Consider the following 25,766-nt stretch of genomic DNA (forward strand, 5'->3'; position numbering starts at 1 on the left):
GCCGTCCAACCCTTCCGACGCGCGGCGTACGGAGGTCGCCCGGGACGGCCCCGGACGGCCCGGTAGGATCGGCGCGGGCCGTTACTGGCGCGTGGGGATGGACAACCATCGGGGAGCGGCCCCGTCACGAGGACGTTTGCCGAGCGCCTGGGCCTTCCCGCACGTCTGTTGGAGGTCGCATGTCGCACAACGCCGAGTCCACCGCATTCCGGAGTGCCCTCGAGGTGATCCGAGCCGTCGAGCCGCGGGTGGCCGACGCCATCGGCGCCGAGCTGACCGACCAGCGGGAGTCGCTCAAGCTCATCGCCAGCGAAAACTACGCCTCCCCGGCGACGCTGCTGGCCATGGGCAACTGGTTCAGCGACAAGTACGCCGAGGGCACCGTGGGCCGCCGTTTCTACGCCGGCTGCCAGAACGTCGACACCGTCGAGGCGCTCGCCGCCGAGCACGCCCGGGAGCTGTTCGGCGCCGCGCACGCGTACGTGCAGCCGCACTCGGGCATCGACGCCAACCTTGTCGCGTTCTGGGCGGTGCTGGCCGACCGGGTGGAGTCCCCCGCGCTGAAGAAGGCGCAGGTCCGCCAGGTCAACGACCTCACCGAGGCCGACTGGTTCGCGCTGCGCCGCGAGCTGGGCAACCAGCGGATGCTCGGCATGTCGCTGGACGCCGGCGGCCACCTCACCCACGGCTTCCGGCCGAACATCTCCGGCAAGATGTTCGACCAGCGCAGCTACGGCACCGACCCGGCGACCGGCCTGATCGACTACGACCGGGTCGCCGAGGCGGCCCGCGAGTTCAAGCCGCTGATCCTGGTCGGCGGCTACTCGGCGTACCCCCGGAAGGTGAACTTCCGGATCCTGCGGGAGATCGCCGACTCGGTCGGCGCCACCTTCATGGTCGACATGGCGCACTTCGCCGGCCTGGTGGCCGGCAAGGTGTTCACCGGCGACTTCGACCCGGTGCCGCACGCGCACATCGTCACCACCACCACCCACAAGTCGCTGCGCGGCCCGCGCGGCGGCATGGTGCTCTGCCAGCCGGAGCTGGCCGACCAGGTCGACCGGGGCTGCCCGATGGTGCTCGGTGGCCCGCTGCCGCACGTGATGGCCGCCAAGGCCGTCGCCCTCGCCGAGGCCCGCCGGCCCGACTTCGCCGACTACGCGCAGCGGATCGTTGACAACGCGCAGGCTCTCGCCGAGGGGCTGCTGCGCCGGGGCGCGAAGCTCGTCACCGGCGGCACCGACAACCACCTGGTGCTGATCGACGTGTCCGGCTACGGGCTCACCGGCCGGCAGGCCGAGCAGGCGCTGCTCGACTCGGGCATCGTCACCAACCGCAACTCGGTCCCGCAGGACCCGAACGGGGCCTGGTACACGTCCGGCATCCGGATCGGCACCCCGGCGCTGACCACCCGGGGCCTCGGCACCGCGGAGATGGACCAGACCGCGGAGCTGATCCACACCGTGCTGGCCCACACCACGGCCGGCGCCAACGCCGACGGCACCCCGTCCAAGGCGAGGTACAACCTCGACGCCGACCTGGCCGACAAGATCGCCCAGCAGGCGACCGACCTGCTGGCCCCGCACCCCCTCTACCCCGGCGTCGACCTGAGCTGAGCGCCCCGCCCCGCCCCGACCCCGCCCGGCCGCTCTCGTCGATCATGGAGTTGTGGTGCCCGATACGGGCTGGTGCACGACTTTCGTCCACCACCACAACTCCATGATCGACGCGGGCGGGGGCGACGCGGGCGGGGGCGGGGGCGGGGCGGGGCGGCAGCGGGGCTGTCGCTGGGCCGGCGACCGTCAGGCCAGGGGGCGCTTGAGGTGGTAGCGGTGCACTTCGGTGCTGCCCTGGACGTTGTTCACGTCTTCGGCCGCGGAGACCAGCTCCCACCCCTCCCGGCCGGCGCGGTTGAGGTGCGCGATGGCGGTGTCACCGAAGGCGGTGATGTCATTGCGGGACCCGTCCGGGGCGTACCAGACGAACGACACATGAAAATTGCGGCCCTGTCCCTGATAGCGGCGGACGAGCAGGGCGTACTCCCAGGCAACCATGCGGTCATTATGACCGTCCACCCAGGACGACGGTACGCCGGCCGTCGCGCGTTGCCATCCGGTGAACGCGATGTGTCAACCCGCTCGACGGGCCAACTCGTCGGTGATCAGCTCCGCGAGGCGATCCAGCCCGACGTCGATCTGCTCGGGTGTCACCGCGCTGACCGACAACCGCAACGCGCGGACCGGCGCGGTGTCGTCGTAGAAGTGCGCCATCGGCGTCCACAGCACCCCGTAGTCGCGCGCCGAGCGGTCCAGCAACGCGTCGTCGACCGGGAACGGCACTGTCACCACGACGAAGAACCCTCCGGCCGGCACCGTCCAGCGCACCGCCGCCGGCCGCTCGGGCACGGCCGGAAAGCGCCGGGTCAGACCGGCCACCAGGTGACGCAGATTCCGGGTGTACGCGGCCCGCTCCCGAGTGTTCCCGGCCACCAGGCTGCATCCGTGCTCCAGCAGCCGGCCGCCGATCACCGCCTGCGCGATCGGCGACGTGTTCACCGTGACCATGCTCTTGATCATGGCGAGCTGGTCGGCGAGCGGGCCGACCCGTCCGCCCGGGCCGGCCACCCGCTGGTCGGCGACCACGTACCCGACCCGCGCGCCGGGAAGCACGGTCTTGGCGAACGAGCCGAGGTAGACGACCCGCCGTCGGGTGTCCAACGCCTTGAGGGTGGGCGGGCGCGGTCCGTCGTCGCTGTGGAAGAGCCCGTACGGGTTGTCCTCCAACAGCAGCAGGTCCTCCTCGGCGGCCAGGTCCAGCAGCCGCCGCCGGTGGGCGGTGTCGATGCTGGCCCCGGAGGGGTTGGCGAAGTCCGGCATCAGGTAGCAGGCGCGCGGCCGCAGCCCGGCCGCCCGTACGCGGCGTGCCTGGGCGGCCAGATCGGCCAGATCGACCCCGGACGACCCACCGGCGACCGGCCACACCGGCAGGTCCACCAGCCGGGCCGCCCCGGTCAGCCCGACGTAGGTCGGTGCGACAGCGAGCAGCACATCCGTCGGCCCGGCCCGCAGCGCCCGCAGCACCAGGAACATCGCCTCCTGGCAGCCGACAGTCACCACGACGTCCTCCGGGTCGACGGTGATCCCCTCGTCGACGGCGAGGTTGCGGGCGATCAGGTGGTGCACGATGCCCTTCGTCCGGCCGTACTGGAGCAGCAGTCGCCGGGCCTGCTCGGGCGAGTGCCCGAGGTCGTCGACGAGGTGCCGGTGGAACGTGTCCAGGTGCCGGTGCACCGCCGCCAGGTCGAAGTACTCCTCGTACGGTCGGCCGGCCGCGAGGGACACCGCCGCCGGGTAGCGCTCGGAAACCTCGTTGAGGAAGTTCATCGACGTCAACGCCGGATCACCAAGCGCCGGGTGCAGGTCGGCGACGGTCAGGTCGACGGGTTCGGCGGCGGTCATCCCCTCAGTCCACCCCGAGGGTGCGCAGCCCGCGGGCTGCCGCCACGTCGGCACAGCCGGCCAGGGTGAGCGCGTCGGTCAGCTCGGTGGCCAGCAGCGCCAACGCGTGCCGGGCGGCCGGTTCGCCACCGGCTGCGAGGGCCCAGAGCAGCGGCCTGCCGACCAGCACCCCGGCCGCGCCCAACGCCAGCGCCCGCAGCACGTCGGTGCCGCCCCGGATGCCGCTGTCCAGCAGCACCCGGCAGCCGTCCCCGACCGCGTCGACGACCTCCGGCAGCATGGTGACGCTTGCCGGCGAGCCGTCCAGTTGCCGCCCGCCGTGGTTGGAGACGACCACCGCGTCCGCGCCGATCCGTACCGCCTCGGTCGCGTCGCGCGGGTCCAACAGCCCCTTGACCACCAGCGGCAGGTCGACCTGCTCGCGCAGCCACGCCAGGTCCGCCCAGCGCAGCGCCGGCGCGAACGACGCGGCGGTGTGCGCGGCGATCGCGGACACCCCTGGCGCACCGGAGTGCGCCAGCGCGTCCCGACCGTCGGGGAGGTTCGCGGCGACCACCTCGGCCGGCAGCCGGAACGCGTTGCGTAGGTCCCGGGGACGTCTGCCGAGCACCGGCACGTCCACTGTGACCACCAGCGCCCGACACCCGGCCGTGACGACCCGGTCCAGCAGGTCCCGGACGAGGGCCCGGTCACGCAGCCAGTAGAGCTGGAACCAGACGTCCGCGCCCGCCCCGGTGACCTGTTCGATGGGTGTGCTGCCCAGCGTGCTCGCCAGGTAGGGGATCCCGGCCGCACCGGCCGCCGCCGCGAGACCCCGCTCCCCGTCCCGGTGCAGCAGCCGCTGGTACGCCATCGGCGCCACCCCGACCGGCATGGCGTACCGACGACCGAGCAGGTGGGTGCCGAGGTCGACGGTGTCCACCCCGCGCAGCACCCGGGGCAGCACCGCGACCCGGTCCAGCGCGCGACGGTTCGCGGCGAGGGTCACCTCGGAGGCGCTGCCGCCGGCCACGTAGTCCCACACGTCCGGTGGCAGCACGGCCCGCGCCCGCTCGGCGTAGTCGGCGAGCGCCACGGCCGGCAGGTCGGCCAGCACCCGCTCACCCATCGCCCGCCGCCGTGCCCGTTGGCGCGCCAGCCACGTCGAACCCGGGCCCGCCCGACAGGCCGAAGCGCTCGCGGAGGAACGCCGCCGCGCTCCCCTGTGCCCGCCGTCCGTCGGTGAAGCTTGCCGGCATGGCGAAGAACCCGTGGATCATGCCCGGGTAGTGCTCCGACCGGGTGGACACACCGGCGTCGCGCAGCCGCTCGGCGTACCGCTGCCCCTCGACGCGCAGGGGGTCCAGCTCGGCGGTGATCACCAGCGCCGGCGGCAACCCGGACAGGTCGTCGGCGAGCAGCGGCGACGCCAGCGGATCCCGGGCGTGTGCCGGGTCGGCCAGGTAGTGCGCCCGGTACCAGGCGACCGATCGACGATTGAACAGCGCCGGGTCGTCGTCCCCGGCCGGTTCGCCGCTCTGGTCGGTGTTCGGGTAGACCAGCAGCTGCGCCGCGAGCGGGGGCCCGTCCGTCCGGCTGAGCAGGGTGACCGCGGCGGCCAGGTTGCCGCCGGCGCTGTCCCCGCCCACCGCCAGCCGGGTCGGGTCCACGCCCAGCCGGTCGGCGTGCCGGGCGACCCACGAGGTGGCGGCGTGGCAGTCGTGCACCGCCGCCGGGAACGGGTGCTCCGGGGCGAGGCGGTAGCCGACGGTGATCACCTGGCAGGGCACGGCATTGGCCAGGCGACGGCAGATGCCGTCGGCGGTGTCGATGCTGCCGAGGGTCCAGCCGCCGCCGAAGAAGTACAGCAGGGTAGGCAGCGGACCCGACCCGGCCGGCCGGTACACGCGCAGGGGCAGTTCCCCGGCGGGGCCGGGGAACCGCTCGTCGCGTACCTCGGTCACCGGCTCGACCGCGCCGGTGCCGGCGCGGATCGCGGCCAGGTCCGCGGTGCGCGCCTCGATGAGGGTCTGCGCGTACAGCGGCGGGGTGCCGGCCGCGGCACGGGCCGCCCGGTACGCGGCCACCTCCGGGTGCACTGCCATGTCGCTCCTATCCGCCGGTGCTGACCAGCAGCTTGTCGATGCCGCGCAGGAACAGGCTGCCGCTGTACGTCGGCGTTTCGGTGACCGTCAGCGCGGGGAACCTGGCGAACAGTCGGGGTAACGCGAGGCGTCCCTCCAACCGCGCCACCGCCGCGCCGAGGCAGAAGTGCAGGCCCACGCCGAAGGCCAGCGACGGGGGGCCGGAACGGGTCGGGTCGAAGGTGTCCGGGTCGGAGAAGCGGGACGGGTCCCGGTTGGCCGCCCCGATCAGGATCAGCACGTTGTCGTCCTGGGCGACCGGCACGCCGTTCAGCACGGTGTCGGCCGGCGCGGCTCGGGCCAGGAAGTGCACCGGGCTCGCCAACCGCAGCACCTCGTCCACGCAGCCCGGTGCCAGCGTGGCGTCGGTGGGCAGCGCCGCGACCGTCTCCGGCTGGGCCAACAGCAACGGCAGCCCGTTGCTGAACATGTAGACGGTGGTGACGAAGCTGGCGTTGAACAGCACGATCAGGTTGCTGACCAGCTCGTCCTCGGTCAGCTCCACCTCACCGGAGTCGAGCGCCTCGACCAACCCGCTGAGCAGGTCCTCCCCGGGCACCCGGCGGCGATGCGCGAGCAGCTCCCGGTAGAAGGCCCGCAGATCCCGCGCGGCGGTGTTGGCCGCGGCCAGCCGCTGCGGGGTCTTCCCCGCCACGTCCAGGAACTCGTCGATCCAGTCCACCCGCTCGCGGTACCAGGGCAACTCCGCGGCCGGGATACCGATGAACTCGGCCATCACCAGGGCCGGAATCGGGTACGCGAAGTCGGCCACGAAGTCGACGACGCCCTCCCCGGCGTCCGCCATCCGGTCCAACAGCTCGTCGACCACCCGCAGGATCACCGGTTCCAGCGCGCCGAGCCGGCGCGGCGTGAAGGTGCGGGAGAAGACGTGCCGCATCCGGGTGTGATCGGGCGGGTTGACGAACATCATCGAGGTCTGGAAGGTACGCAGGATCTCCTGCTCCTCCCACCCTGGCGGCGGCTGTTTCGTCCACTCCGGATCGCGCAGCAACCCGTCGACGAGGTCGTAGCCGACAGCGACAGCGGCCACCGTCCGGTGCTCGGCGCGCGCCGGCACGGCGCTGATCGGGCCGAGCCGGTGCAGGTCCGCGTACCACGGGTAGGGATCCTGTCTGCCCTGTTCGCTGTACAGGCCGGTGAGTATCTCCTCCACGTCCACTGCCAACTCCTTCCCGCCGATGTCGGTGGCCGGGGACAGCGGGAGTCACCCGCCGCCCCCGGCCCGGGTCACAGACCGAGCAGCCGCAACGGCACGGCGTTGGCCAGCGCCTGGTTGCCGGCGTCGTTCGGGTGGATGTGGTCGCCCGAGTCGTACGCGGGCAGCAGTTGGCTGGGCCGCGCCGGGTCGCGCACCACCCGGTCGAAGTCGAGCAGCCCGTCGAACTCCCGGCTGCCGCGCAGGTACGCGTTCACCGCCTGGCGGGTGGCCTCCTTCTGCGGCGTCCACACGCCCGACGCGCCGTGCCCCTCGTACGGCGTCAGCGTGGCCACCAGGCTGGTCAGCCCGCGCTGCTGGAGCTGCTGGTTGATCTGCCGCAGGGTGGCGATGATCGCCTCGGGCGTGTCGTTCGACATCCAGATGTCGTTGATGCCCAGGTGGGTGACGACGGTGCGCACCCCGGTCTGGGGAAAGACGTCCTCGTTGAGCCGGGCGGCCGCGTTCGGGCCGAGCTGGTAGTAGCCCGGGTAGTTCCCGTCGCCCGGCTCGGTGCCCTCGTGGTTCAGCCGGTTGCCGGCCAGGCTCAGGTTGAGCACGCCCGGGGTGCGCTTGTCCGGCCGGTCGGCGAGCAGCCGGTCGGAGAGCAGGTCGGGCCAGCGCCGGTTGGCGTTGACGGTGCTGCCGTTGCCGTCACCGATGGAGTCGCTGAGCACGACGAGCGCGCCGGGACTGCCCCCGCGCCGCACGTCGATGCCGGAGAGGAAGAACCAGCAGCAGGTGGGACGGGTGGTGAACCCGCTGCCCCCGGCCGCCCCGGTCAGGTCCCCCGCGCCGATGAAGTTGGCCTGCTGGGACTGCCCGTGGAACGTGGTCGGGCCGGTCGGCGTCGGGAAGTGCACTGTGACCACCAGGTCACTGTCGTCCGCGACCGGGAAGGCCAGCGGGTCGCTGAGGAGTTCGGCGCCCCGGTTCATGGTCGCCGTGGCGGCGCCGGTGAAGGTCAGTGGGCGCACCGACGTCGCGTCGATGTCGGAGAGGTCGTCGGGGGTCGCGGTGTTCGGCCGGGCGACGGTGGCGCGGCCGACAGTGACCGCCTGCTCGCCGTACAGGTTGCTGAGGCGTACCCGCAGCGCCGGTCCGCCCACCGACACGTGCACGATCATCCGGACGCTCTGGTCGTTGAGGCCGGTGTTGGTCAGTCCGACCGAGTTGCCCCGGGTGACCGCGGTGGCCCAACTGCCCGCCCACTCGGTGCGGTCGGGTCGGCCGGCGGCGGTGCCGGACGGACCGGCGCTGGCGACGACGGCGGGTGCGCCGACGACAAGCAGCGCGACCGCGGCGGCGATGACAGGCCATCTCTTCGGGGTTGCCGTTGCCATGGAACCTCCATCGTGTGGCAGCCCAGGGCCGTCCGCTGACGGCGCCCGCCTGGACGATGGTCCAGAAACCTAGCCGCCGCCGCTGACGGGCGTCAATCAACCTGATCGACGCGATCAAATGTCCGGCGGGCCCGTCGGATCGCCCGTCGGCACGGTTCCGACCAGCCGTTTCGCGCCTAGGCTTCCAGGCGGCGGCGGTGCGGTCGCCCGAGCGCGCCACCGTCGCGTCGTCACCGGGAGCTGCCCGGGACCGCCGCTTTCTGGGGATGGGGGCTGCCGGATGACTGACGGACCCGGGCACGAGACGAGCTACGTGCACAGGGTGTTGGACCTCTTCGCCGAGTTCGGCGACCGGGAGGCGCTTGTCGGCGCCGGTCGCCGCCTCACCTACACCGACGCCGCCGCGCGGGTCCGGGCGATGGCCGCGACGGTGACCCGGCACGGCGTACGGCCCGGGTCGGCGGTGCTGGTGACGGTCGGCAACGCGGTGGAGGGTCCGCTGCTCCAGCTCGCCCTGCACCTGCTCGGCTGCCGGACGATGTGGGTCGCCCCGGTGACCGCGCGCCGGGAGGTCGACGAGTTCCTCCGGTTGGCCCGCCCGGACGCCCTGGTCTACGACGCCCGGGACCGGGCCGGACTGGGCCCGGAGCTGGCCGCCGCGCTGCCCGGCACACCGGTGTGCTGTCTGGGCGCGGGCGGCGCCGGCCCCGACCTCACCGCCGACACCGACGCCGACGTGACGAACCTGCCGGCGGTCGTGCCGATGCCCGAGTCGTTCCTACAGACCAGCGGCACCACCGGAAGCCCCAAGCTGGTGCACCACCGGGAGAGCTTCTACGCCCAGATCCTCGCCCTGGCCGCCGACTTTCGCGACGCCGGGCTCCCGTTGCTGCGGCACCTGTCGCACTCGCCGATGTGGCTGGCCAGCGGGCAGATCACCACGCTGTTCAACCTGTTCACCGGCGGGGTGCTGTTCCTGCGCGACGACTGGGACCCGGCGGCCTTCGTGGACACCGTGCAGCGGGAGCGGATCAACTCCACCTTCGTCACCCCGCCGATGCTCTACGAGGTGTTGGACCACCCGGCGCTCGTCGGCGCGGACTTCTCCGCCATGTTCATGTTCAACGTGGGCGCCGGGCCCGCGGCGCCCGCCCGGCTGCGCCAGGCCATCGCGCGGTTCGGCCCGGTGCTGCGCATCGTGTACGGCCTCAGCGAGGCCGTCGTGATCACCGCGCTGCCCGGGCTGACCGACGATCCGGAGCACCCGCAGCGGTTGGGCTCCTGCGGGCGGCCCTACGGCGACGTCCGCATCGAGATCCGCGGCGACGACGGCACCGTGCTGCCGACCGGCCGCGACGGCGTGGTGTGGGTGCACACCCGGCTGCGCTTCGCCGGCTACCACGGCCAGCCGGAGCTGACCGCGCGGACGCTCGTCGACGGCTGGGTGCGGACCCGCGACATCGGTCACCTCGACGACGACGGCTACCTCTACCTGGTCGACCGGGCAGACGACGCGATCCTCACGCAACGACGGAGCTGGCCGATCTTCTGCCGCCCCATCGAGGACGTGCTGGCCGGGCATCCGCGGGTACGGGCCGCCGCCGTGATCGGCGTACCGGACGAGACGGCCGGTGAGGTCCCGTACGCGTACGTGGTGCTCGCCCCGGGCGCGGCGGTCGCCGGGGCGGAGCTGATCGACCTGGTGACCGCCGAGCTGAACGAGATGTGGGCGCCGGCGACCGTGGAGTTCGTCGACCGGCTGCCGGTGAACCGGTCGATGAAGGTGGACAAGCGGGCACTGCGCGCGCGGTACGCGGCGCGGCGGGCGGCGGCGGTCGGGGCGTGACTCCCCGCCGGCAACTGGTCATCCTGGTCAGCGCGGACCTGATCTCCAACCTGGGCACCCGCATCTCGGTGGTGACCATCCCGTGGCTGGTGCTCGTCACCACCGGCAGCCCCACCAGGATGGGCCTTGTCGCGTTCGCCGAGACCCTGCCGTACCTCCTGTCCAGCGCGTTGGGCACGCCCTGGGCGGACCGGTTCGGCCTGCGCCGTACCTCGATCCTCTGCGACGCGGGCAGCGCCGTGGCGATGGTCGTCGTCGCGCTGACCCCGTGGTTGGGCTTCGCCCCGCTGGTGGCGCTCGTCGCGGTGGCCGGCGCGCTGCGGGGCATCGGGGACCGGGTGAAGCACGTGATGTTCCGCCCGGCCGCGGCGGCCGCCGGAGTGCCGCTGATCCGGCTGACCTCCGCGTACGACGGACTCAGCCGGGTGGTGACCCTGTTCGGCGCCGCCGTCGGCGGCCTGCTGATCGCCGCGTTCGGGGTGACCCAGGCGCTCCTCGTCGACGCGGCCAGCTTCGGCGTCTGCGCGCTGCTGATCGGCGTCCTGGTCCGCCCGCCGGTCGCCCCGGCGCAACCCGCCCAGCCGGAGAGTTACCTACGCGCGCTGCGGGGCGGTTTCCGCTACCTGGGTCGGGACCGGCCGCTGCTCGGCATGCTCGCCGTCGTCTCGGCACTGAACATGGTGGCCAACGCCAGCGTGGCCGTCTACATCCCGGTCTGGGTCGCCCGGGAGCTGCACGGCCCGAGCGGCCTCGGACTGGTGCTGGCGGCGTTCTCGGCGGGCGCGCTGCTGGGCAACCTGGTGTTCACCGCGCTCGGGCCCCGGCTGCCCCGGCGGCTGACGTTCCTGCTCGGCGCGCTGGTCGCCGGCACACCCCGGCTGGTGGCGCTGGCGATCAGCGACGAACTGCCGGTGGTGCTGGTGGTGACGTTCCTGTCCGGAATCGGCATCGCGGCGGTCAACCCGCTGCTCGGGGTGGCGCTCTACGAGCGGATACCGCCGGAGTTGCAGACCCGGGTGATCGGCATCGCCGGTTCGTTGGCCTTCGTCGGGTTGCCGGTCGGCGCGCTGCTCGGCGGCTGGTCGGTGGACGCCCTGGGGCTCACCCCGGCCCTGCTGGCCATGGCGGCGGCGTGCCTGGTGATCAGCGCGTACCCGCTGTTGAACAGGACGGCCGGACCGGAGACGCCGGCCCGGCCCGCTCCCGTCACCACCCCCTGACCGGCCCTGCCCCGCGCGGTCCTACCGCACCTGTGCCCGGCTGCCCCAACTGTTCGGTCGACGCGGTGAAGCGATGGGTGATCTACCCCTGCGCGGTGAGGCGTCGCTGCTCGCGGTCGGCCTCCTGTTGCGCGCGGTTGGCGGCGTTGGTGACGTACAGCCCGACGGCGAGGACGATCACCGACAGGATGCTCCCCAGGCCGTGCAACAGTTGCCAGGGGTCCGGTCTGAGTTCCAGGGAGGCGCTCGGGGCCAGCTCCAGCCGGGTTGCCGACGGCCGGCCAGGGCGTAGGCGCGCGACGCGACAGTGGCCGGCCGAGGCCAGCCTGACCGACTGAGCCTGGCCCGACGGTCCGGCGGTCGGCTAGCGTGCCGACATGCCATCGGCGCTCACCGAATCGACGGACCCGTACTGTCTGCGCCCCGGGGAGGCCACGGAACTACTGCACGGGCACCCGTGGCGGCGGTTCGTGGCGCTCGGCGACAGCGTCGTGGAGGGCATGTGTGAGCCGACGCCGGGTTACCCGGACGTGCAGTGGGTCGACCGGGTCGCCGCCGAGCTGACCGCCGTGCGCCCCGGGCTGGCGTACCGGAACCTGGGTCGACGCGGGCTGCGCGCGCACCAGGTGCGGGCCACCCAGCTCGCCCCGGCACTCGCCTTCGCACCGGACCTGGCGCTTGTCGTCTGCGGGGGCAACGACGCCTTCCACCCGGCGTACGACGCGGAGGCGGTGGACGCCGAGCTGACCGCGATGATCACCGCGCTGCGCGACGTGGGGGCCGACGTGATCACCGTGGGGATGTTCGACGTCTCGCACAGCCCAGCGGTGCCCGAGCACCTCCGGGCCGGTCTGGGCGAACGGATGCGCCGCCTGGCGGCACACACCGCAAGCCTGTCCGAGCGCCTGAACACGCTCCACGTGCACCTGACCGACCACCCCCTGACGGCCGACCCGACCCTCTACAGCACCGACGGCCGCCACGGCAGCGCCCGCAGCGACGCCATAGCAACAGCCCAAACCCTCCACACCCTCTCCCACCACCTCCCCCACCCACCCCCACCCCGGTGACCAGCCCCCGACCCCCCGACCCCCCGCCGCCCCCCGCCCGCCCGCCCCCGTTGATCATGGAGTTATTGCCACGACACGCCGGGCGGGGCGGCAATAACCTCATGATCAACGGGGGGCGGCCGAGGCGGGACAGGGGTGGGGGCAGGGGGGTCGGGTTAGGTTTTTAGGAGGACTCCGGTTAGGAGGACTCCGTGGGCCAGGTTGAGGACTCCGTCGCAGCCGGGGTAGCCGACTCTCGCCAGGCCGCCGGAGGCGTGGCGGCCGAAGAGGTACGGGGCCAGGGAGAACGGGACGTCGGCGGTGACCGTCTCGCCGGTCTCGATCTGGACGAAGTCCATCGACACCCGGTCGGTCGGCAGGTACTCCTGAAGGATCGCGCCGCCCCGATCGACGGCAGCCCGCACACCCTCGGCCCAGTCCGCCGCGCTCAGCTCCGGGCCGAGCAGCACGCCCTGACCGGCGGAGCCGTCGGCCGGTTTCGCCACCAGCCCGGCCTGCTCGGCGATGGCCCGGTCGAGCACCGCGGCGGTCAACGGCACCGTGTACGGCACGTGCCGGCGGATCAGCGCCTGGTCGTCGGCGGGTAGCCCGTCCACGTCCTCCCACAGCCAGGCGAAGGTGGTCTTGTTGCCGAGCAGCCACGCCGCCGCCGACACGAACATCGGGAGGGTGCCGGCGGCGAGGGCCCCGGCCACCGCGTCCAGGCCGGCGGTCGGGGTGACCCGGTTGGGCACGAACAACCGGAACAGCGCGTCGACCGGCGCGCCGTCGACCACCAACCGCGCGGCGGCGTCCAGGGTGGCGCTGGACACCGGCGCGATGACCAGGTCGATGCCGAAGTCCCGGGCCCGTACGGCGAGGGGGTCGAGGATCCGGATGAACGTCTGCGGGTCGTCGAGGCCCGGGTAGTCGGCGTCGAAGTCCATCAGCAACGCCACCCGGGCCCCGTCGGGCAGCCGCAACTCCTCGCGGATCGCCACGAACCGCTGGTCGAGCAGCGACGGCGCGGCGCGCACCGGCAGGTCGTCGAGGATGCCCCGCTCCCGGTAGAGGCGCGCGAACCGCTGGATGACGGTGTCGGCGTCGAACCCGCCGCCGAGGCTGCTGTCGATGTTGTACTCGACGAACTTCGGCACCCCGGCGGAGAAGATCACATCTGGGCGGTACGCGGCCAGCAGCGCCTCGGTCAGCGGCTCGGCCTCGTCCAGCAGGCGGGTCTCCCCCGCCGGTACGCCGAGCAGCCGGCGCAGTTCACCGGCGGTGCCGGCCCTCCGACGGCAGGCGTCGAGGATGAGCTGGGCGAGCCTGTCGCAGACCTCGTTGAGCTCCCGCCAGGCGTCGGCGGTGAGCACCGGGGGGCGGGCCAACCGCCACTGCTTGTTGTAGGTGGCCCGGCCGTGGAAGACCTGTTCCCAGGCTGCCGCCCCACTGGCCACCATGGCCGAACGGGCCGGCTCCGGCAGGTCGGTCCAGGCCCGGTCGGCCGGCGGCCACGCGTAGCTCGGGTCGATCATGATCCGTCCTTCATGGTCAGGTGGATGGCGGTGGCGAGTTGGTCCCGGCCGGGCTGGACGGCCCGGTCCAGTGCCGGGGCGAACGGGAGGACCGCCCCGTCCGGTCGGGTGACCCGGCGGGGTGGGGCGAGCAGCCGGACCCGCTCCACCACCGAGGCGATGATCTCGGCGGCCATTCCGCAGGAGCGGTTGGCGTCGTCGAGCACCACAAGTCGTCCGGTGCGGGCGACCGACTCGGTGAGGCCGTCGATGTCGAACGGGTACAGGGTGCGGGGATCGAACACCTCCACCGACACCTCGTCGGCCAGCTCCGCGGCGACGGCGAGCGCGTCGTGCACCAGGTGCCCGATCGCGACCACCGTCACGTCGTCGCCGAAGCGGTGGATCCGGCCCCGGCCCAGCGGCACCGGTGCCGGGTCCTCGACGTCGTCGCGCACGTCCATCGCAGCGGCCGGCGCGAACACCACCACCGGGTCGTCGTGGCGGATCGCGGTGACCAGCAGCCCGTACGCGTCGGCCGGGGTGGCCGGCACGACGGTGACCACGCCGACGTGGGCGAAGAGGCTGTACGGGTGGTCGGAGTGCTGCCCGGCCCACCCGGCACGGGAGCCGGAGCCGGGCACCAGGTAGGTGACGGGGACGCTGCACTGCCCACCGGTCATCAGCGGGAACTTGTGCGCGTGGTTGACGATCTGCTCGAAGACCAGGAACAGCAGCGACGGGATCTGGAACTCGATCACCGGCCGCAGCCCGGCCAGCGCCGCCCCGGTGGCGAAGCTGGTGAACGCCTGCTCCGACAGGGGGGTGTCGCGGACCCGGTCGGCGCCGAACCGTTTGGCCAGTCCGGTGGTCACCAGCGACGCCCCGACCTGGACGTCCTCGCCGAGCAGGAACACCGCCTCGTCGCGGGCCAACTCGTCGGCGAGGGCCCGGGTCAGCGCCCGGCGGTACGACAGTCGGGGCACCTCAACCACCTCCGGTGCGGGCGGTCAGGCCGCTGGCGTACAGGTAGGTCAGCGCGTCGGCCGGGTCGGGTTGCGGGCTGTGCAGGGCGAACCGCACCGCCGCGTCGACTGTCGCCTCGACCTCGGCGTCCACCGCGGCACGGTCCACGTCGGCCAGCCGTGAACCCTGAATGTCCACCGGGTCCCGGGCCCGACCCCGGATCACCTCGTCGGGCGGGCGGTAGTCGAGGCGTACCGTGTGCTCGAAGGTGTGGTGGGCGTCGAAGCGGTAGGTCCGGGCCTCGATCAGCTCGGGGCCGCCGCCGGAGCGCATCCGGTCGACGGCGTCGGCCGCGGCGGCGCGTACCCTCTCGGGGTCCTGGCCGTCGACCTGGACGGCCGGGATGCCGAACGCGGCGGCCCGGCCGGCGATGCTGCCGGCCACCGTGCCGGCGACCGGCATGGTGGTGGCGTAGCCGTTGTTCTCGCAGACGAACAGCACCGGCACCCGCCACAGCGCGGCCAGGTTGAACGCCTCCAGCAGCATTCCCTCGTTGACCGCGCCGTCGCCGAAGAAGCTCACCCCGACGGTGTCGCGGCCCCGGCGGCGGTGCGCCCAGACCGCGCCGGTGATGATCGCCCCGGAGGCGCCGACGATCGCGTTCGCGCCGAGCACGCCGATGCTCAGGTCGGCGGCGTGCATCGAACCGCCCCGGCCGGCGTTGAGGCCGGTGACCCGACCGCACAGCTCGGCCATCATTCGCGCCGGATCGGCGCCCCGGGCCAGGACGTGCCCGTGCCCCCGGTGGGTGCCGGCGAGCACGTCGTCGGCGCCCAGCGCCGCGCAGACGCCGGCGGCGATTCCCTCCTGACCGAGGTACGGGTGGATGCCGCCGACGATCTGCCCGCCGTGGACCAGTTCCACCGCCCGTTGTTCGAACCGGCGGATCAGCCGGACCGTGCGGTAGAGCCGGACCGGGTCGGCGTCGGTCACGTCAGCCTTCCCGCTGGTGGCGCCAGATGACCGGGCAGTATTCGGGGTCCGCGTAGTCCGGCCGCCCCTCGTGGGTGCGACGGACCAGCACGTCGTGGTTGTACGCGGCGAGCGAGCCGTCGGAGAGCGGGTACTCCCGCCAGGCGTTGTCGCCGTCCTGGAGGTGCAGCGAGATCGCCTGGCGGGGGCGCCCGCTGACGTTGGGGCCACTGCCGTGGTAGGTGCGGCAGTGGTGGAAGCTCACGTGTCCCTTGGGGATCACCATCGGGATCTTGCGGATCTCCGCGCCGTTGTACGCGGCGTTCTCGGCCAGCATCTCCTCGAGCTGGCCTCGGTCGCGGTCGGCGAAGTGCCGCACCACCGTGTCGTCCGCGCCGATCTCCTTCCACCGGTGCGAGCCGTCGACCATGGTGATGGTGCCCATCTCCTCCCCGCAGTCGTGGAAGGGGATGAACGCGGTGAGCATCTTCTCCGACGACGAGGACGCCCAGTAGTGCTTGTCGAAGTGCCAGGGCACGATGTTGCTCGGCTCACCGGAGATCGGCGGTTTGTAGATCAGCGTGGACTGGAAGACCCGGATCTCGTCGGCCTGGGCCAGCCGGGCGGCGACCGCGCCGATCAGCGGCTTGCGCAGGATCGCGCCCAGCCCGTCGTGCTCGTGGTGGACGTAGTCGTTGTGCCGCTGCACCGGGCCCTTCGACGGGTCCCAGTAGGCCAGCTTCGGTGGCCGTACCGGCAGCCGGCGGTCGCGCTCACCGTCGTAGTAGCGCTGTGCGGCGGCGGCGAGGGCATCCACCTCGTCGTCGGTGAACACCCTTCCCGACAGGTACCAGCCGTGCTCGGCGTAGTGCCGCACGTCGTCGTCGGACGGGAGCAGCGCCTGCTCCTCGGCGGTCAAGCTCATGCGCCCACCCCCTGTGGTGTGGCCGCCACGGCGGCCAACTCCCGTTCCTTGGCCTCGTAGAGCGCCTTGATGTTGCCGCTGCCGAAACCCCGCGCGCCGCGCCGCTCGATCAACTCCAGGAAGAGCGTGCGACGCACGTGCATCGACTCGGCGAAGATCTGCAACAGCTGGCCGTCGTGGTCGGCGTCGACGAGCACACCCAACGCGCGCAACCGGTCCAGCGGGGCGTCCACCCGACCGACCCGCGCCTCCAGGGCGTCGTAGTAGCTGGCCGGGGTGCCGGCGAACCGCACCCCGCGCCGGCCCAGCGCCTCCACGGCGGCGACGATGTCGTCGGTGCGCAGCCCCAGGTGTTGCACGCCCCCACCGGCGTGCTGGTCGAGGAACGCGTCGATCTGCCCCGGCCGCCGCGTGCGGTCCGGTTCGAGCAGCACCACGGTGACCCGCCCGGACGGGCTCTGCACCACCTTGGAGTTCATCGCCTGCCCGTCGACCTCGATGTGCTCCTCGAAGATCTGCGCGAAGTCGAACAGCGCCTCGAAGTGCCGGACCGTCTCGTCGAGCTGGCCGGGCGGCACGCAGACCGCCAGGTGGTCGATCTCGGCGAGCACCGGTGGATGGTCGTCCTTCGTGGCCGCCGCCGGGGTGATCACGCCGGGCAGGAAATCGCCCCGATCGCCACGGCGCTGCACCAGCCGGTGCCGCACGTCGGCGAAGCCGTCCACCTCGGCGACCACCACCTCGGCGTCCGCCCCGGTGCGGGTGGTCGGCGGCGTCACCCCGGTGGCGCCCCGGCCCACCAGCTCGGCGTACGCGGCCGGCACGTCGTCGACCTCGACGGCGACGACCGCGATGCCGTCACCGTGGCGTTGCACGTACCGTGCCGCCGGATGCTCGGCGCTCAACCCGGAGGTGAGCAGCAACCGGATGTCGCCGTGGCAGAGCAGCAGCGAGCGCTGCCCCGCCAGGCCGGTCTCCGGGCCGCCCTGGCCACAGATCTCGAAGCCGACGGCGGTGCTGAAGTAGAAGGCCGCCTGTCGGGCGTCCCCCACGTAGAGTTCGATGTGGTCGATACCACGGATGTCCATGTCCCCTGAAGCCCTTCCCACCCGGTTCCCCCGTGTTGCCGTCCGGACGCGCCCCGCCCGGGATGCCGCGTCGATCACCCCCTCGGCTCGGCGACGCGCGCCAGCAGCAGGCTCACGTTCTGGCCGCCGAACCCGAACGAGTTGGTGACCGCGTACTCCGGGTCGGCCTTGCGGGGCGTGCCACGGATGTGGTCCGCCGGGCAGGCCGGATCCGGATCGTCGAGGTGGTACGTCGGCGGCAGCAGCCCCCGACCGAGCGCCAACGCGGTGGCCGCCGCCTCCAGCACCCCGGAGGCGCCGAGCAGGTGACCGGTGAGCGCCTTGGTGGAGCTGACCGGCACACCACCGACGCCGAAGACGTCGGTGAGGGCGGTGGTCTCCGCGCTGTCACCGAGTTTCGTGCCGGTGCCGTGCGCGTTGACGTAACCGACAGCCGCCGCCGGCACACCGGCGCTGCGCAGCGCCCGGCGGATGCACGCCGCCGCGCCGGCACCGTCCGGGCGGGGCGCGGTCAGGTGGTACGCGTCGGTCGTCGCGCCGTGCCCGGCCACCTCGGCGTACCCGGTGACGCCGCGCGCAGCGGCGTGCTCGGCGTTCTCCAGGACCAGCAGCGCGGCACCCTCGGACAGGACGAACCCGCTGCGGGAGGTGTCGAACGGCCGACTCGCCCGGCTCGGGTCGGTGCCGGCGCGCGCCAACGCCCGGGCGTTGCCGAAGGTGTCGGCGAAGGTCGGGAAGAGCGGCGCCTCGCTGGCCCCGCAGAGCACCACGTCGGCCTCCCCGGTCGCGATGAGCCGGACGCCGTCGGCGACCGCCTGCGCGCCGGAGGCGCAGGCGGTGCCGACCGACGAGCTGTAACCCCGGATGCCGTGCGCGATGGCGATCCGCGCCGCCGGCATGTTCGGCAGGATCCCGGTGAGCAGGTACGGGCTGACGGCCGCCCGACCCCGGGCCGCCCGGGCCAACACCTGTGACTCCAGGGTGGCCATCCCCCCGACCCCGCCGACGATCACACCGATCCGGTCGGGGTCGACGTCGCGGCCCACCTCGATGCCGGCGTCGGCGAGGGCGTCGGCGGCGGCGAGCAGGGCGAGTACGACGATCCGGTCCAGCACCCGGGTCTCCGGCCCGGACGCGACGGTGCGCGGGTCGATGTCGGGCAGCAGGCCGGCGACGTCCAGCGACTCGCCCGCCGGGTGCCCCAGGGGTGGACGGGTCAGCCCGGACCGGCCGGTGGTCAGCGCGTCGAAGGTCTCCTCGACCCCCCGCCCGACCGGGGTGAACAGACCCATCCCGGTGATCAGGGCGGTCACGCCACCGCTCCGCTTCGCTCCACGGCGGCGCGAGCCGCAACCCCGCTGAGCTGCCTGGTTCGCCCGCTCACGACGACGCCTCGCTGAGGTAACGCTCCCGCAGGACCACCTTGCGGACCTTCCCGGTCACGGTGACCGGGATGTCGGCGGAGGCCACCGGCACCACCCGGCGCAGCGTGGCGCCGACGTCCGGGCCGAGGGCGGCACGGACCCGCTCGGTGCGGTCCTCTGCCTCGTCGGCGCCGGCGGTCACCTCCAGCAGCACGTCGGTGACCACCCCGCCGGCCTCGGCGACGATCACCACTGTGCAGTCGGTGACGTCCGGGCAGGCGGCGAGGATCCGTTCCTCGGACAGCGCGGTGTAGAAGCGCCGCCCGTTCCCGGCGTCGACCGAGTCCACCGCCCGGTCCACGTGGTAGTAGCGGCCGTCGGCGTCGACGCGGACCAGGTCACCGGTCAGGTACCAGCCGCGCTGACGGAAGCGGTGGGTGGTGGTCGAGTCGTTCCAGTAGCCCCGGAACAGTGACGGCGAGTCGATGCCCAGGAAACCCACCTCGCCGACCGGCACCGGCTCGCCGTCGGCGTCGAGCACCGCGACCCTGGCGAACTGGTACGGGCGACCGATGCAGCGGCCGTACCGGTCGGTGTCGGCGCGATGGGTGATGTGGAACATCGAGTGCCCCATCTCGCTGGAGCCCAGCCCGTCGATGAAGACCGAGCCGGGCACCCTCGCCACCCCGTCGCGGGTGATGGTGTCGTGCCAGCCGACCGCGACGAGACGGCGGATGTGCGGCTCGTGCGAGGCGTCGCCGGTGTTGAACCACAACCGCACCGAGTCCAGGTCGTACCCGGACAGGTCGAAGCGGGCCAGCTCCGCCCAGGTGACCGAGAAGCCGAACACCCCGTCGGGGCGCCAGCGTTGGATCGTGTCCAGCACCCGCTCGCCGCCCTGCTCCGACAGCAGGAACATCTCGGCGCGGTTGCCCAGGACCTGGTTGACCATCAGCACCGTGGCGGTGTGCGGGGCGGGCAGCGCGTTGAGGATCCGGCTGGTGCCCTGCGCCTGCGGCATGGTGAGCAGGTGCCGGGTGGCCGCGAACAGGCTGGCGTGCGAGTGCAGCACCGCCTTGGGCACCCCTGTCGTTCCGGAGGTGTGCGTGATCACGATCGGGTCGTCCGGGTGGTGTCGGTAGTGCGCCAGGGCCGCCGCCGGGTCACCCGTGCCGGTCCGCGCGGGGGTGCCGAGCAGCGGTACGCCCAGGTCGTGCCCGGCCAGCAGGGCGCTGTGCGTGTCGTCGGCGAGCACTCCGACGCCTCGCAGGCGGCGGATGTACTCGGCGGCGATCTCCGGGCGGAGTTTGCCGTTCATCAGCGCCGGGATCGCCCCGAGCCGGGTCAGTGCCAGGAAGCTCAGCACCATGTCGGCGGCGGCGGTGGCCCAGACGGCGACCGGGTCGCGGGGGCGTACCCCGTGCTCGTGCAGCCAGGCGGCGCGGGCGGCGACCCGCTCGTCGAGCTGCCCCAGCGTCAGGGGAGTCTCGGCGGGGTGCCCGTCGACGGCGGTGTCGAAGGTGAGGCCCGGCCCGTCCGGGTCCGCGCCGTGCGCAAGCACCCGGGCCAGGACGTTGCCCGCACCCACCTCGGTGTCGGCGGCAAGTGCGCCGCGCAGTCCCCGTGTCCTCATGGTCGTGCTCCTCCCCCCAGCAGCACCGCGACCGCCTCGGTCGGCCCGTCGGGTGCCTGTTCGATCAGGATCAGCAACACCTCGTCGGCGTCGCCGTCGTCGCGCAGCAGGTCCGCCTCGGCGACACCGTCGGCATACGGGTCACCGGTCGGGCTGAGACAGACCACCGGGCCGCGCAGGTCCCAGCGGGCCGCGATGTGCCCGGCGACGCTGTTCGGCACGGACTGGAAGAAGAACAGCGGACCGATCCGCCCGCCGGCCTCGACGGTCGCCCGTACGTGCTCGGCGCTGGCGAGATCGCCACTGGCGCTGACCAGCACGATCCCCGTCCGCGTCCCGGCGGGCACCCCCGCCGACCCGTACCCCCGCCGCAGGCACCGCTCGGCGACGGCCACCACCACCGGCGCGAAGTCCGAGTGCACGAACCCCGGCACCCCCGCCGCGGCCACCCCGTCCCCACCCTCGGGCCAGCGTGCCCGCGCCAACACCCCCGGTGAACTCGCGGGTTCGATAGCCGGTTCGGGTTCGTCGGTGGAGAGCGGGCGGGATCGCGGTGAGTGGGGGGCGGTCATCCGACGCCGACCAGGAGAGCGGTGTTCGCGCCGCCGAAGGCGGCGTTCAGGGTCAGGGCGTGGGTGGCTTCCGTCCGTTGCGGACGGTCCGTGATCACGTTGAGGGGGCAGGCCTGGTCGGGGGCCAGCCAGCCGGCGTTGACCGGCAGCTCGCCGTGTCGCAGCGCGAGCGCGGTGACCACCAGTTCGAGCAGCCCGGACGCCTCCAACGCGTGCCCGTGCACCGACTTGGTGGAGCTGACCGGGACCCGGGTGGCGTGCGCGCTGAGGGCCCGACGCAGCGCCGCCGCCTCGGCCGCGTCGCTCTGCGTGGTACCTGTGGCGTTGGCGTTGACGTAGCCGACGGCCGGTGCTGGCAGCCCGGCCCGGCGCAGCGCGGCGTCGACCGCGCGGGCCAGCCCGGTGCCGCCGGGCTCCGGCTGGCAGGGATGGAACGCGTCACCGGCCCGTCCCCATCCGGCCACCGTGGCCACCGGATCGACGCCGGGCCGGCGGGCGGTGCTCGATTCCAGCACGACCGCGGCCACGCCGTCGCCCAGCAGCAGCCCTCGGCGGCCGGCGCTGAACGGGCGGACCGCCCCGTCGATCGCGAGGGCGCGACCGGCGTCGAAGAGCGCGAACTGGTCGGACTCCACCAGGTAGCCGGCCGCGACCACCACCCGCTCGACGTCACCGCGGGTGATCCGGGCGGCGGCGTCGGCCACCGCGGTGCTCGCCGACACGCAGGCGCTGGTGTAGACCCGGGTGTGACCGGACAGTCCACAGCGGGCGGCGAGCTGACCGGCGAGGGCGGCCGGCGCCGGGCCGGCCCCGGGGGCCGGGCCGCCGTGCACGGCGAGCAGCAGGGCGCACCCGGTGCGCCGCACGCGGTCCAGGCCGGCCGCCCGGCAGGCCGCGTCGATCGCGGCGGCCAGCTCGTCGGGGAGCGTGCCGACCTCGGGCCCGGTGGCCGCCACGGTGACCCGGCGGGCGGCGGTGTCGAACCGGTCCACCGGTCCGAACGCCGGCACCCCGGCCAGCGCGCCGGCGAGCTGCGCGTCGGCGCCCCGCCCCAGGGCGCTGACCGCGTACACGCCGGTGAGCTGGGCGACGCGCGCCTCAACCATCTGCGGAGGCGGTCAGCGACGCCCGGAACACCACCAGGGCGTCGTCGACGGTACGGATACCGGCCAGTTCGTCGTCGGTGAGGTCGAGCCGGCACTCGTAGCGCTGCTCGACGAGGTGCACCAGCCAGGCAAGCTCCATCGAGCCGATCCGGTCGGACACCTCGGCAGCCGGTTTCGGGCTGAGTTCGGCGAGCATGGTCATCAGGTCAGCTCGCCCCAGATCGGGCTGACCGCTCATCAGGCTCTGTCGCTCGTCGCCTCGGTGGCATCGCTCGTCGCCCCGGTGACGCGATTGGCGACCATTGTGGTGAACTCACCGACCGTCATCAGGGCCAGTTGCTCCGACTCGTCGTCGGCGAACGTCAGGCCGTACCGGTCCTCGACCCGGACGGACAGGTCGGCCAGGGCGAGAGACTCCAGGTCGACGCCGGACGGGCCGAGCGTGGTGTCGTCGTCGAGCCCCTCGACGTCGTAGTTCATGTCGACGAGCTGCTCGACGACGAAGGCGCGGACCTCGGCTCTCATGGATACCCTCTCTGCGTGGGTCAGCTGACGGTGTCCGGTCGGGACACCGTCTACGTGTGGGTCGGCCGGGACACCGGCGGTCAGCCGGATCCGGCCACTGCGCTGCTGCGGCGGGCGGGTGCCCTGCTGCTCGGTCGTACGAGGACCGCTGTGGTGCTGACGCACGACCGCGACGGACGGCCGGTCGTCCGGGTCGACGAGGTCGAGTTGGCGGTCAGCGTCAGCCGCACCGCCGGGCTGGTGGCGGTCGCGGCCCGTCCGGCCGGTCCGGTCGGAGTGGACGTGGAGCGGATCCGCCCACTGCCGGCACTCGCGCTGGCCCGCCGCTGGTTCCCACCCGCCGAGTTGGCCCGGTTGGGCGATCGGCCCGAGGCTGGCCGGGCGGCGGAGTTCCTGCGACTGTGGACCGCGAAGGAGGCGGTCGGTAAGGCGCTCGGGCGGGGGTTGCGCGACGGCGGCCTGCGTCGGTTGATGCCGCCGCCGGGGCTGCCGTTGCGGACGGTGCCCGGCGCCGACGCCCTGCGGGTCGGCCATCCGCAGCTGGGCCGGGGGCTCGTCCTGGCGGTCGCCGCGCTCGCGACCGGGCAGGTCGACGTCGAGATGGTGCGGCGGCCCGGTCACGGGGTGACCGCCGAGCGCAGCGCGTCGGTCGAACGCACCAGCTTGCCGGTGGTGGTGCGGGGCAACTGATCGACAAGGTGCAGGACGCGGGGCCGCTTGTAGCCAGCCAACCGCTCCGCGAGGAGCTTGTCCAGCGTCTCCTCCGACAGCGGGCCGTCCGGCTGGACGTACGCGGTGATGCCGCCGTCCCACACCACCACTGCCGCGGCCACCCCGGTCAGCTCGGCGACGGTGGCCTCCACCTCGGTCAGGTCGACCTTCATCCCGCCGACGGAGACCTGCGAGTCGAGCCGCCCGCGTACCGTGACCAGGCCGGTGTCCTCGTCGACGGTCCCGGCGTCGCGCGTGTGTAGCCAGCCGTCGGACCACCGGGTCGGGTCGCCCAGTCCGACGTACGGTGACGCCGGGCAGGAGACCCACAGCTCACCGCCGGTCTCGCGGACCTCGATGCCGGGCGCCGGGGCGATCGACGGTCGGTGTACGCCGTGCAGGTCGGTGCCGATCACCCCGACCTCGGTCATCCCGTACATGTTGCCCAGCGGCACCCCGTAGCGGTCGGTGAACGCCCGGGCGACGACGGCCGGCACCAGCTCACCCCCGGTGGTCATCCGCCGGAGCTGCGGCAGCGGCCCGGCCGGTCGGGTGGAGGCGAGCAGTCCGATGTGGAACGGAACCCCCAGCACGGTGGCCGGTGTGGTGCCGGCGCTGATCGCGGCCAGCACGGCGTCACCGCTGAGCCGCTGGGGCGGGACCAGCTCGACCCCGGCGTGCAGCCCGTAGAGCAGGCCGCCGACCAGACCGAGCACGTGCACCATCGAGGGCAGCAGGATGATCCGCTCGCCGGGCAACGCCACCCCGTCGATCCGGGTGTAGCGGTGCACCTCGGCGACCAGGTCCGCCGCGGTGCGACCGATCACCTTGGACGGGCCGGTGGAGCCGGAGCTGAGCTGGATCACGGCGTGGCCGCTGACCGCCGGACGGTCGGCGTAGCGGGTGACGCCCTCGGTGACGTCGACGAAGATCTTCAGCGCGCCGCCACCGGACCGCACCGGGGCGATGACCACCTGCGGGGTCAGCCGGAACAACGCGCGGTCCACCTCGTGATCGGTCAGCCGGTGGTCGAGCAGGATCGCCTGCGCCCCGGCCCGCCAGGTGGCCAGCAGGTTCGCCACGTACGCCAGGGACGGCGGCAGCCGCAGCGCCGCAGCGCCACCGGGGCGCAGTCCGACGGCGGTGAGCCGCTCCTGCGCGGCGGTGACCAGCCGGTGCAGGGTGGCCCGGTCGACAGGCTCGGGCAGACGGAGACAAACATCGGTCGGCTGGCCTGCGAACAGGACTTCGTCCACCCATCCGGGGTCTGTCGCCGTAGGATCTGTTGCCGCCACTATCGTTCACCGCCCAGCATCAAATAGGGCGAAATCGCCCATCACGAACGCTTGTCGGGGTGCTGCGGGGAACCATACGACTCCCACCACCCCATCGCCAGATGCGAATGGATAGATCAGAAGAAGCGGCAAGCCGGATTGCGGACAGCCCGTTCGGCGGGCAGGATCGGGCAGGCGATTCGGCGGAACGTCACCGAGACATGACGCCTCGTACAACCGTCGCGCGGCCCCAGCCGGACGGCCGATGGCGTCGCGGTCACCGGCTGAGCCCGACGAGGGTGGCGAGCCGCGCCACGCGGGCGGCCGCGCGGGCACTGTGCGCGATCTCGGCGACGAGGGTACGAGCAGCAGGCCGGCAGCGGACCTCGTCGGGCGCGATGGAGTCGGCGTCGGCCAGGGCGCCCAGCGGCGGTGGGGTCGCCGATCTGGAGGTCGGCGTCGGCGGCGTCGACGAGGTGGGCCGCGCGATGCTCGGCGGTTAGTCGACGCCAGGCGTCGTCGCCAATGACCTTCTCGTGGCCGACCCACACCACGGCGTCGGGTTCGGCATCGAGAACACCGGCGATCACCGCGTTCGCCTCGGCCGTCACCAACGCCCGGCCGCGCTCGCAGTCGTACCGATCCGTCGTCCCGCCGCGCCGATCGTGCGCTTTCGGTCGTCGGGATGCGTGAAGTGCCCCGACTCCACGACAGTAAGTGCGAGATCGCGGGGAGGGTCCGTCGATCATGGAGTTGCGGTGCCTAGCTTGGTGCCATTCGGGCACTTTGTCACCCACCACAACTCCATGATCGACAGGCGGGGTGGTGGGGCGGGGTGGGGGTGGGGGTGGGGGTGGGGGG

General features: G+C 73.2%; 24 protein-coding genes and 1 riboswitch. Of the genes, 6 read left to right on the forward strand and 18 right to left on the reverse strand.

The features are described from left to right. The first annotated feature begins 70 nt into the window (after positions 1-70). A riboswitch (ZMP/ZTP riboswitch) is annotated at positions 71-160 on the forward strand. Between the two features lie 19 nt (positions 161-179). Then, positions 180-1,616 carry a glycine hydroxymethyltransferase gene (locus AB0A95_RS09925; protein ID WP_357555263.1) on the forward strand — a complete coding sequence of 479 codons (1,437 nt, stop codon included), beginning with the start codon at positions 180-182 and terminating at the stop codon, positions 1,614-1,616. A 186-nt stretch (positions 1,617-1,802) separates the two neighbouring features. Here AB0A95_RS09925 and AB0A95_RS09930 read toward each other — a convergent pair whose 3' ends face one another. The 6 genes from AB0A95_RS09930 to AB0A95_RS09955 form a co-directional block, all read right to left on the reverse strand. Continuing rightward, positions 1,803-2,054, reverse strand: coding sequence for a hypothetical protein (locus AB0A95_RS09930; RefSeq protein WP_357555264.1), 252 nt, complete (start codon positions 2,052-2,054; stop codon positions 1,803-1,805). 75 nt (positions 2,055-2,129) lie between these two features. Next, positions 2,130-3,458, reverse strand: coding sequence for a PLP-dependent aminotransferase family protein (locus AB0A95_RS09935; RefSeq protein WP_357555265.1), 1,329 nt, complete (start codon positions 3,456-3,458; stop codon positions 2,130-2,132). Between the two features lie 4 nt (positions 3,459-3,462). Then, on the reverse strand, positions 3,463-4,566 hold the full coding sequence (locus tag AB0A95_RS09940) for an alpha-hydroxy acid oxidase (protein ID WP_357555266.1): 1,104 nt from the start codon (positions 4,564-4,566) through the stop codon (positions 3,463-3,465). After that, complete coding sequence (locus tag AB0A95_RS09945; protein ID WP_357555268.1) at positions 4,559-5,542, reverse strand: alpha/beta hydrolase; 984 nt, start codon at positions 5,540-5,542, stop codon at positions 4,559-4,561. The genes AB0A95_RS09940 and AB0A95_RS09945 overlap by 8 nt, the downstream gene beginning before the upstream one ends. A gap of 7 nt (positions 5,543-5,549) precedes the next feature. Beyond that, positions 5,550-6,761, reverse strand: coding sequence for a cytochrome P450 (locus AB0A95_RS09950; protein WP_357555269.1), 1,212 nt, complete (start codon positions 6,759-6,761; stop codon positions 5,550-5,552). A 68-nt stretch (positions 6,762-6,829) separates the two neighbouring features. Next, the gene (locus AB0A95_RS09955; RefSeq protein ID WP_357555445.1) at positions 6,830-8,107 is read right to left on the reverse strand and encodes an SGNH/GDSL hydrolase family protein; all 1,278 of its coding nucleotides are present in this window, start codon (positions 8,105-8,107) and stop codon (positions 6,830-6,832) included. A 313-nt stretch (positions 8,108-8,420) separates the two neighbouring features. Here AB0A95_RS09955 and AB0A95_RS09960 point away from each other — a divergent pair, with 313 nt between their 5' ends. From AB0A95_RS09960 to AB0A95_RS09970, 3 genes are all read left to right on the forward strand, one after another. Next, positions 8,421-9,986 carry an AMP-binding protein gene (locus AB0A95_RS09960; protein WP_357555271.1) on the forward strand — a complete coding sequence of 522 codons (1,566 nt, stop codon included), beginning with the start codon at positions 8,421-8,423 and terminating at the stop codon, positions 9,984-9,986. After that, on the forward strand, positions 9,983-11,206 hold the full coding sequence (locus AB0A95_RS09965; protein ID WP_357555272.1) for an MFS transporter: 1,224 nt from the start codon (positions 9,983-9,985) through the stop codon (positions 11,204-11,206). Before AB0A95_RS09960 ends, AB0A95_RS09965 begins: the two co-directional genes overlap by 4 nt. Before the next feature lie 377 nt (positions 11,207-11,583). Continuing rightward, positions 11,584-12,276 (forward strand): SGNH/GDSL hydrolase family protein, encoded by a 693-nt coding sequence (locus tag AB0A95_RS09970; protein WP_357555273.1) that lies wholly within the window; start codon positions 11,584-11,586, stop codon positions 12,274-12,276. A 155-nt stretch (positions 12,277-12,431) separates the two neighbouring features. Here AB0A95_RS09970 and AB0A95_RS09975 read toward each other — a convergent pair whose 3' ends face one another. The 11 genes from AB0A95_RS09975 to AB0A95_RS10025 all read right to left on the reverse strand — a co-directional run bounded on the left by AB0A95_RS09975 (position 12,432) and on the right by AB0A95_RS10025 (position 22,920). Further along, complete coding sequence (locus tag AB0A95_RS09975) at positions 12,432-13,790, reverse strand: hypothetical protein (protein ID WP_357555275.1); 1,359 nt, start codon at positions 13,788-13,790, stop codon at positions 12,432-12,434. After that, on the reverse strand, positions 13,787-14,755 hold the full coding sequence (locus AB0A95_RS09980) for a transketolase C-terminal domain-containing protein (protein WP_357555276.1): 969 nt from the start codon (positions 14,753-14,755) through the stop codon (positions 13,787-13,789). Before AB0A95_RS09980 ends, AB0A95_RS09975 begins: the two co-directional genes overlap by 4 nt. A gap of 1 nt (position 14,756) precedes the next feature. Then, positions 14,757-15,728 (reverse strand): thiamine pyrophosphate-dependent dehydrogenase E1 component subunit alpha, encoded by a 972-nt coding sequence (locus tag AB0A95_RS09985; protein ID WP_357555278.1) that lies wholly within the window; start codon positions 15,726-15,728, stop codon positions 14,757-14,759. A gap of 1 nt (position 15,729) precedes the next feature. Next, a complete protein-coding gene (locus AB0A95_RS09990; RefSeq protein ID WP_357555279.1) occupies positions 15,730-16,632 on the reverse strand; it encodes a phytanoyl-CoA dioxygenase family protein in 903 nt (300 codons plus the stop codon). Next, positions 16,629-17,720, reverse strand: a complete 1,092-nt coding sequence (gene hppD / locus AB0A95_RS09995; RefSeq protein WP_357555280.1) for a 4-hydroxyphenylpyruvate dioxygenase — start codon at positions 17,718-17,720, stop codon at positions 16,629-16,631. The genes AB0A95_RS09990 and hppD overlap by 4 nt, the downstream gene beginning before the upstream one ends. A 74-nt stretch (positions 17,721-17,794) precedes the next feature. Next, positions 17,795-19,033 carry a beta-ketoacyl-[acyl-carrier-protein] synthase family protein gene (locus AB0A95_RS10000; RefSeq protein ID WP_357555281.1) on the reverse strand — a complete coding sequence of 413 codons (1,239 nt, stop codon included), beginning with the start codon at positions 19,031-19,033 and terminating at the stop codon, positions 17,795-17,797. Between the two features lie 67 nt (positions 19,034-19,100). Beyond that, the gene (locus tag AB0A95_RS10005) at positions 19,101-20,717 is read right to left on the reverse strand and encodes a class I adenylate-forming enzyme family protein (RefSeq protein ID WP_357555282.1); all 1,617 of its coding nucleotides are present in this window, start codon (positions 20,715-20,717) and stop codon (positions 19,101-19,103) included. After that, entirely contained in the window at positions 20,714-21,229 is a 516-nt protein-coding gene (locus AB0A95_RS10010) for a beta-ketoacyl synthase chain length factor (protein ID WP_357555446.1), read from the reverse strand. Before AB0A95_RS10010 ends, AB0A95_RS10005 begins: the two co-directional genes overlap by 4 nt. Before the next feature lie 56 nt (positions 21,230-21,285). Further along, entirely contained in the window at positions 21,286-22,395 is a 1,110-nt protein-coding gene (locus AB0A95_RS10015) for a beta-ketoacyl synthase N-terminal-like domain-containing protein (protein WP_357555284.1), read from the reverse strand. After that, positions 22,388-22,633: an acyl carrier protein gene (locus AB0A95_RS10020; RefSeq protein WP_357555285.1), complete on the reverse strand. Its 246-nt coding sequence runs from the start codon at positions 22,631-22,633 to the stop codon at positions 22,388-22,390. Before AB0A95_RS10020 ends, AB0A95_RS10015 begins: the two co-directional genes overlap by 8 nt. Continuing rightward, entirely contained in the window at positions 22,633-22,920 is a 288-nt protein-coding gene (locus tag AB0A95_RS10025) for an acyl carrier protein (RefSeq protein WP_357555286.1), read from the reverse strand. The genes AB0A95_RS10020 and AB0A95_RS10025 overlap by 1 nt, the downstream gene beginning before the upstream one ends. Before the next feature lie 15 nt (positions 22,921-22,935). Here AB0A95_RS10025 and AB0A95_RS10030 point away from each other — a divergent pair, with 15 nt between their 5' ends. After that, entirely contained in the window at positions 22,936-23,610 is a 675-nt protein-coding gene (locus tag AB0A95_RS10030) for a 4'-phosphopantetheinyl transferase superfamily protein (RefSeq protein WP_357555287.1), read from the forward strand. Here AB0A95_RS10030 and AB0A95_RS10035 read toward each other — a convergent pair. Continuing rightward, positions 23,538-24,887, reverse strand: coding sequence for a class I adenylate-forming enzyme family protein (locus tag AB0A95_RS10035; protein WP_357555288.1), 1,350 nt, complete (start codon positions 24,885-24,887; stop codon positions 23,538-23,540). The genes AB0A95_RS10030 and AB0A95_RS10035 overlap by 73 nt on opposite strands. Positions 24,888-25,126: 239 nt before the next feature. Here AB0A95_RS10035 and AB0A95_RS10040 point away from each other — a divergent pair, with 239 nt between their 5' ends. Then, positions 25,127-25,408, forward strand: coding sequence for a hypothetical protein (locus tag AB0A95_RS10040; RefSeq protein ID WP_357555290.1), 282 nt, complete (start codon positions 25,127-25,129; stop codon positions 25,406-25,408). Positions 25,409-25,766 lie beyond the last annotated feature (358 nt).

Origin of the sequence: Micromonospora sp. NPDC049230, assembly GCF_040647875.1 — a bacterium.
Lineage (GTDB): Bacteria > Actinomycetota > Actinomycetes > Mycobacteriales > Micromonosporaceae > Micromonospora.

Excerpts from the sequence above, each read along its gene's own strand:
- AB0A95_RS10040 (WP_357555290.1), top strand. The coding sequence starts at position 25,127 with ATGACGCCTCGTACAACCGTCGCGCGGCCCCAGCCGGACGGCCGATGG.
- AB0A95_RS10005 (WP_357555282.1), bottom strand. The coding sequence starts at position 20,717 with ATGAGGACACGGGGACTGCGCGGCGCACTTGCCGCCGACACCGAGGTG.
- AB0A95_RS09970 (WP_357555273.1), top strand. The coding sequence starts at position 11,584 with ATGCCATCGGCGCTCACCGAATCGACGGACCCGTACTGTCTGCGCCCC.
- AB0A95_RS09935 (WP_357555265.1), bottom strand. The coding sequence starts at position 3,458 with ATGACCGCCGCCGAACCCGTCGACCTGACCGTCGCCGACCTGCACCCG.
- AB0A95_RS09960 (WP_357555271.1), top strand. The coding sequence starts at position 8,421 with ATGACTGACGGACCCGGGCACGAGACGAGCTACGTGCACAGGGTGTTG.
- hppD (WP_357555280.1), bottom strand. The coding sequence starts at position 17,720 with ATGGACATCCGTGGTATCGACCACATCGAACTCTACGTGGGGGACGCC.
- AB0A95_RS09925 (WP_357555263.1), top strand. The coding sequence starts at position 180 with ATGTCGCACAACGCCGAGTCCACCGCATTCCGGAGTGCCCTCGAGGTG.
- AB0A95_RS09940 (WP_357555266.1), bottom strand. The coding sequence starts at position 4,566 with ATGGGTGAGCGGGTGCTGGCCGACCTGCCGGCCGTGGCGCTCGCCGAC.
- AB0A95_RS10015 (WP_357555284.1), bottom strand. The coding sequence starts at position 22,395 with ATGGTTGAGGCGCGCGTCGCCCAGCTCACCGGCGTGTACGCGGTCAGC.
- AB0A95_RS09945 (WP_357555268.1), bottom strand. The coding sequence starts at position 5,542 with ATGGCAGTGCACCCGGAGGTGGCCGCGTACCGGGCGGCCCGTGCCGCG.
- AB0A95_RS09930 (WP_357555264.1), bottom strand. The coding sequence starts at position 2,054 with ATGGTTGCCTGGGAGTACGCCCTGCTCGTCCGCCGCTATCAGGGACAG.
- AB0A95_RS10020 (WP_357555285.1), bottom strand. The coding sequence starts at position 22,633 with ATGAGCGGTCAGCCCGATCTGGGGCGAGCTGACCTGATGACCATGCTC.
- AB0A95_RS10025 (WP_357555286.1), bottom strand. The coding sequence starts at position 22,920 with ATGAGAGCCGAGGTCCGCGCCTTCGTCGTCGAGCAGCTCGTCGACATG.
- AB0A95_RS09990 (WP_357555279.1), bottom strand. The coding sequence starts at position 16,632 with ATGAGCTTGACCGCCGAGGAGCAGGCGCTGCTCCCGTCCGACGACGAC.
- AB0A95_RS09975 (WP_357555275.1), bottom strand. The coding sequence starts at position 13,790 with ATGATCGACCCGAGCTACGCGTGGCCGCCGGCCGACCGGGCCTGGACC.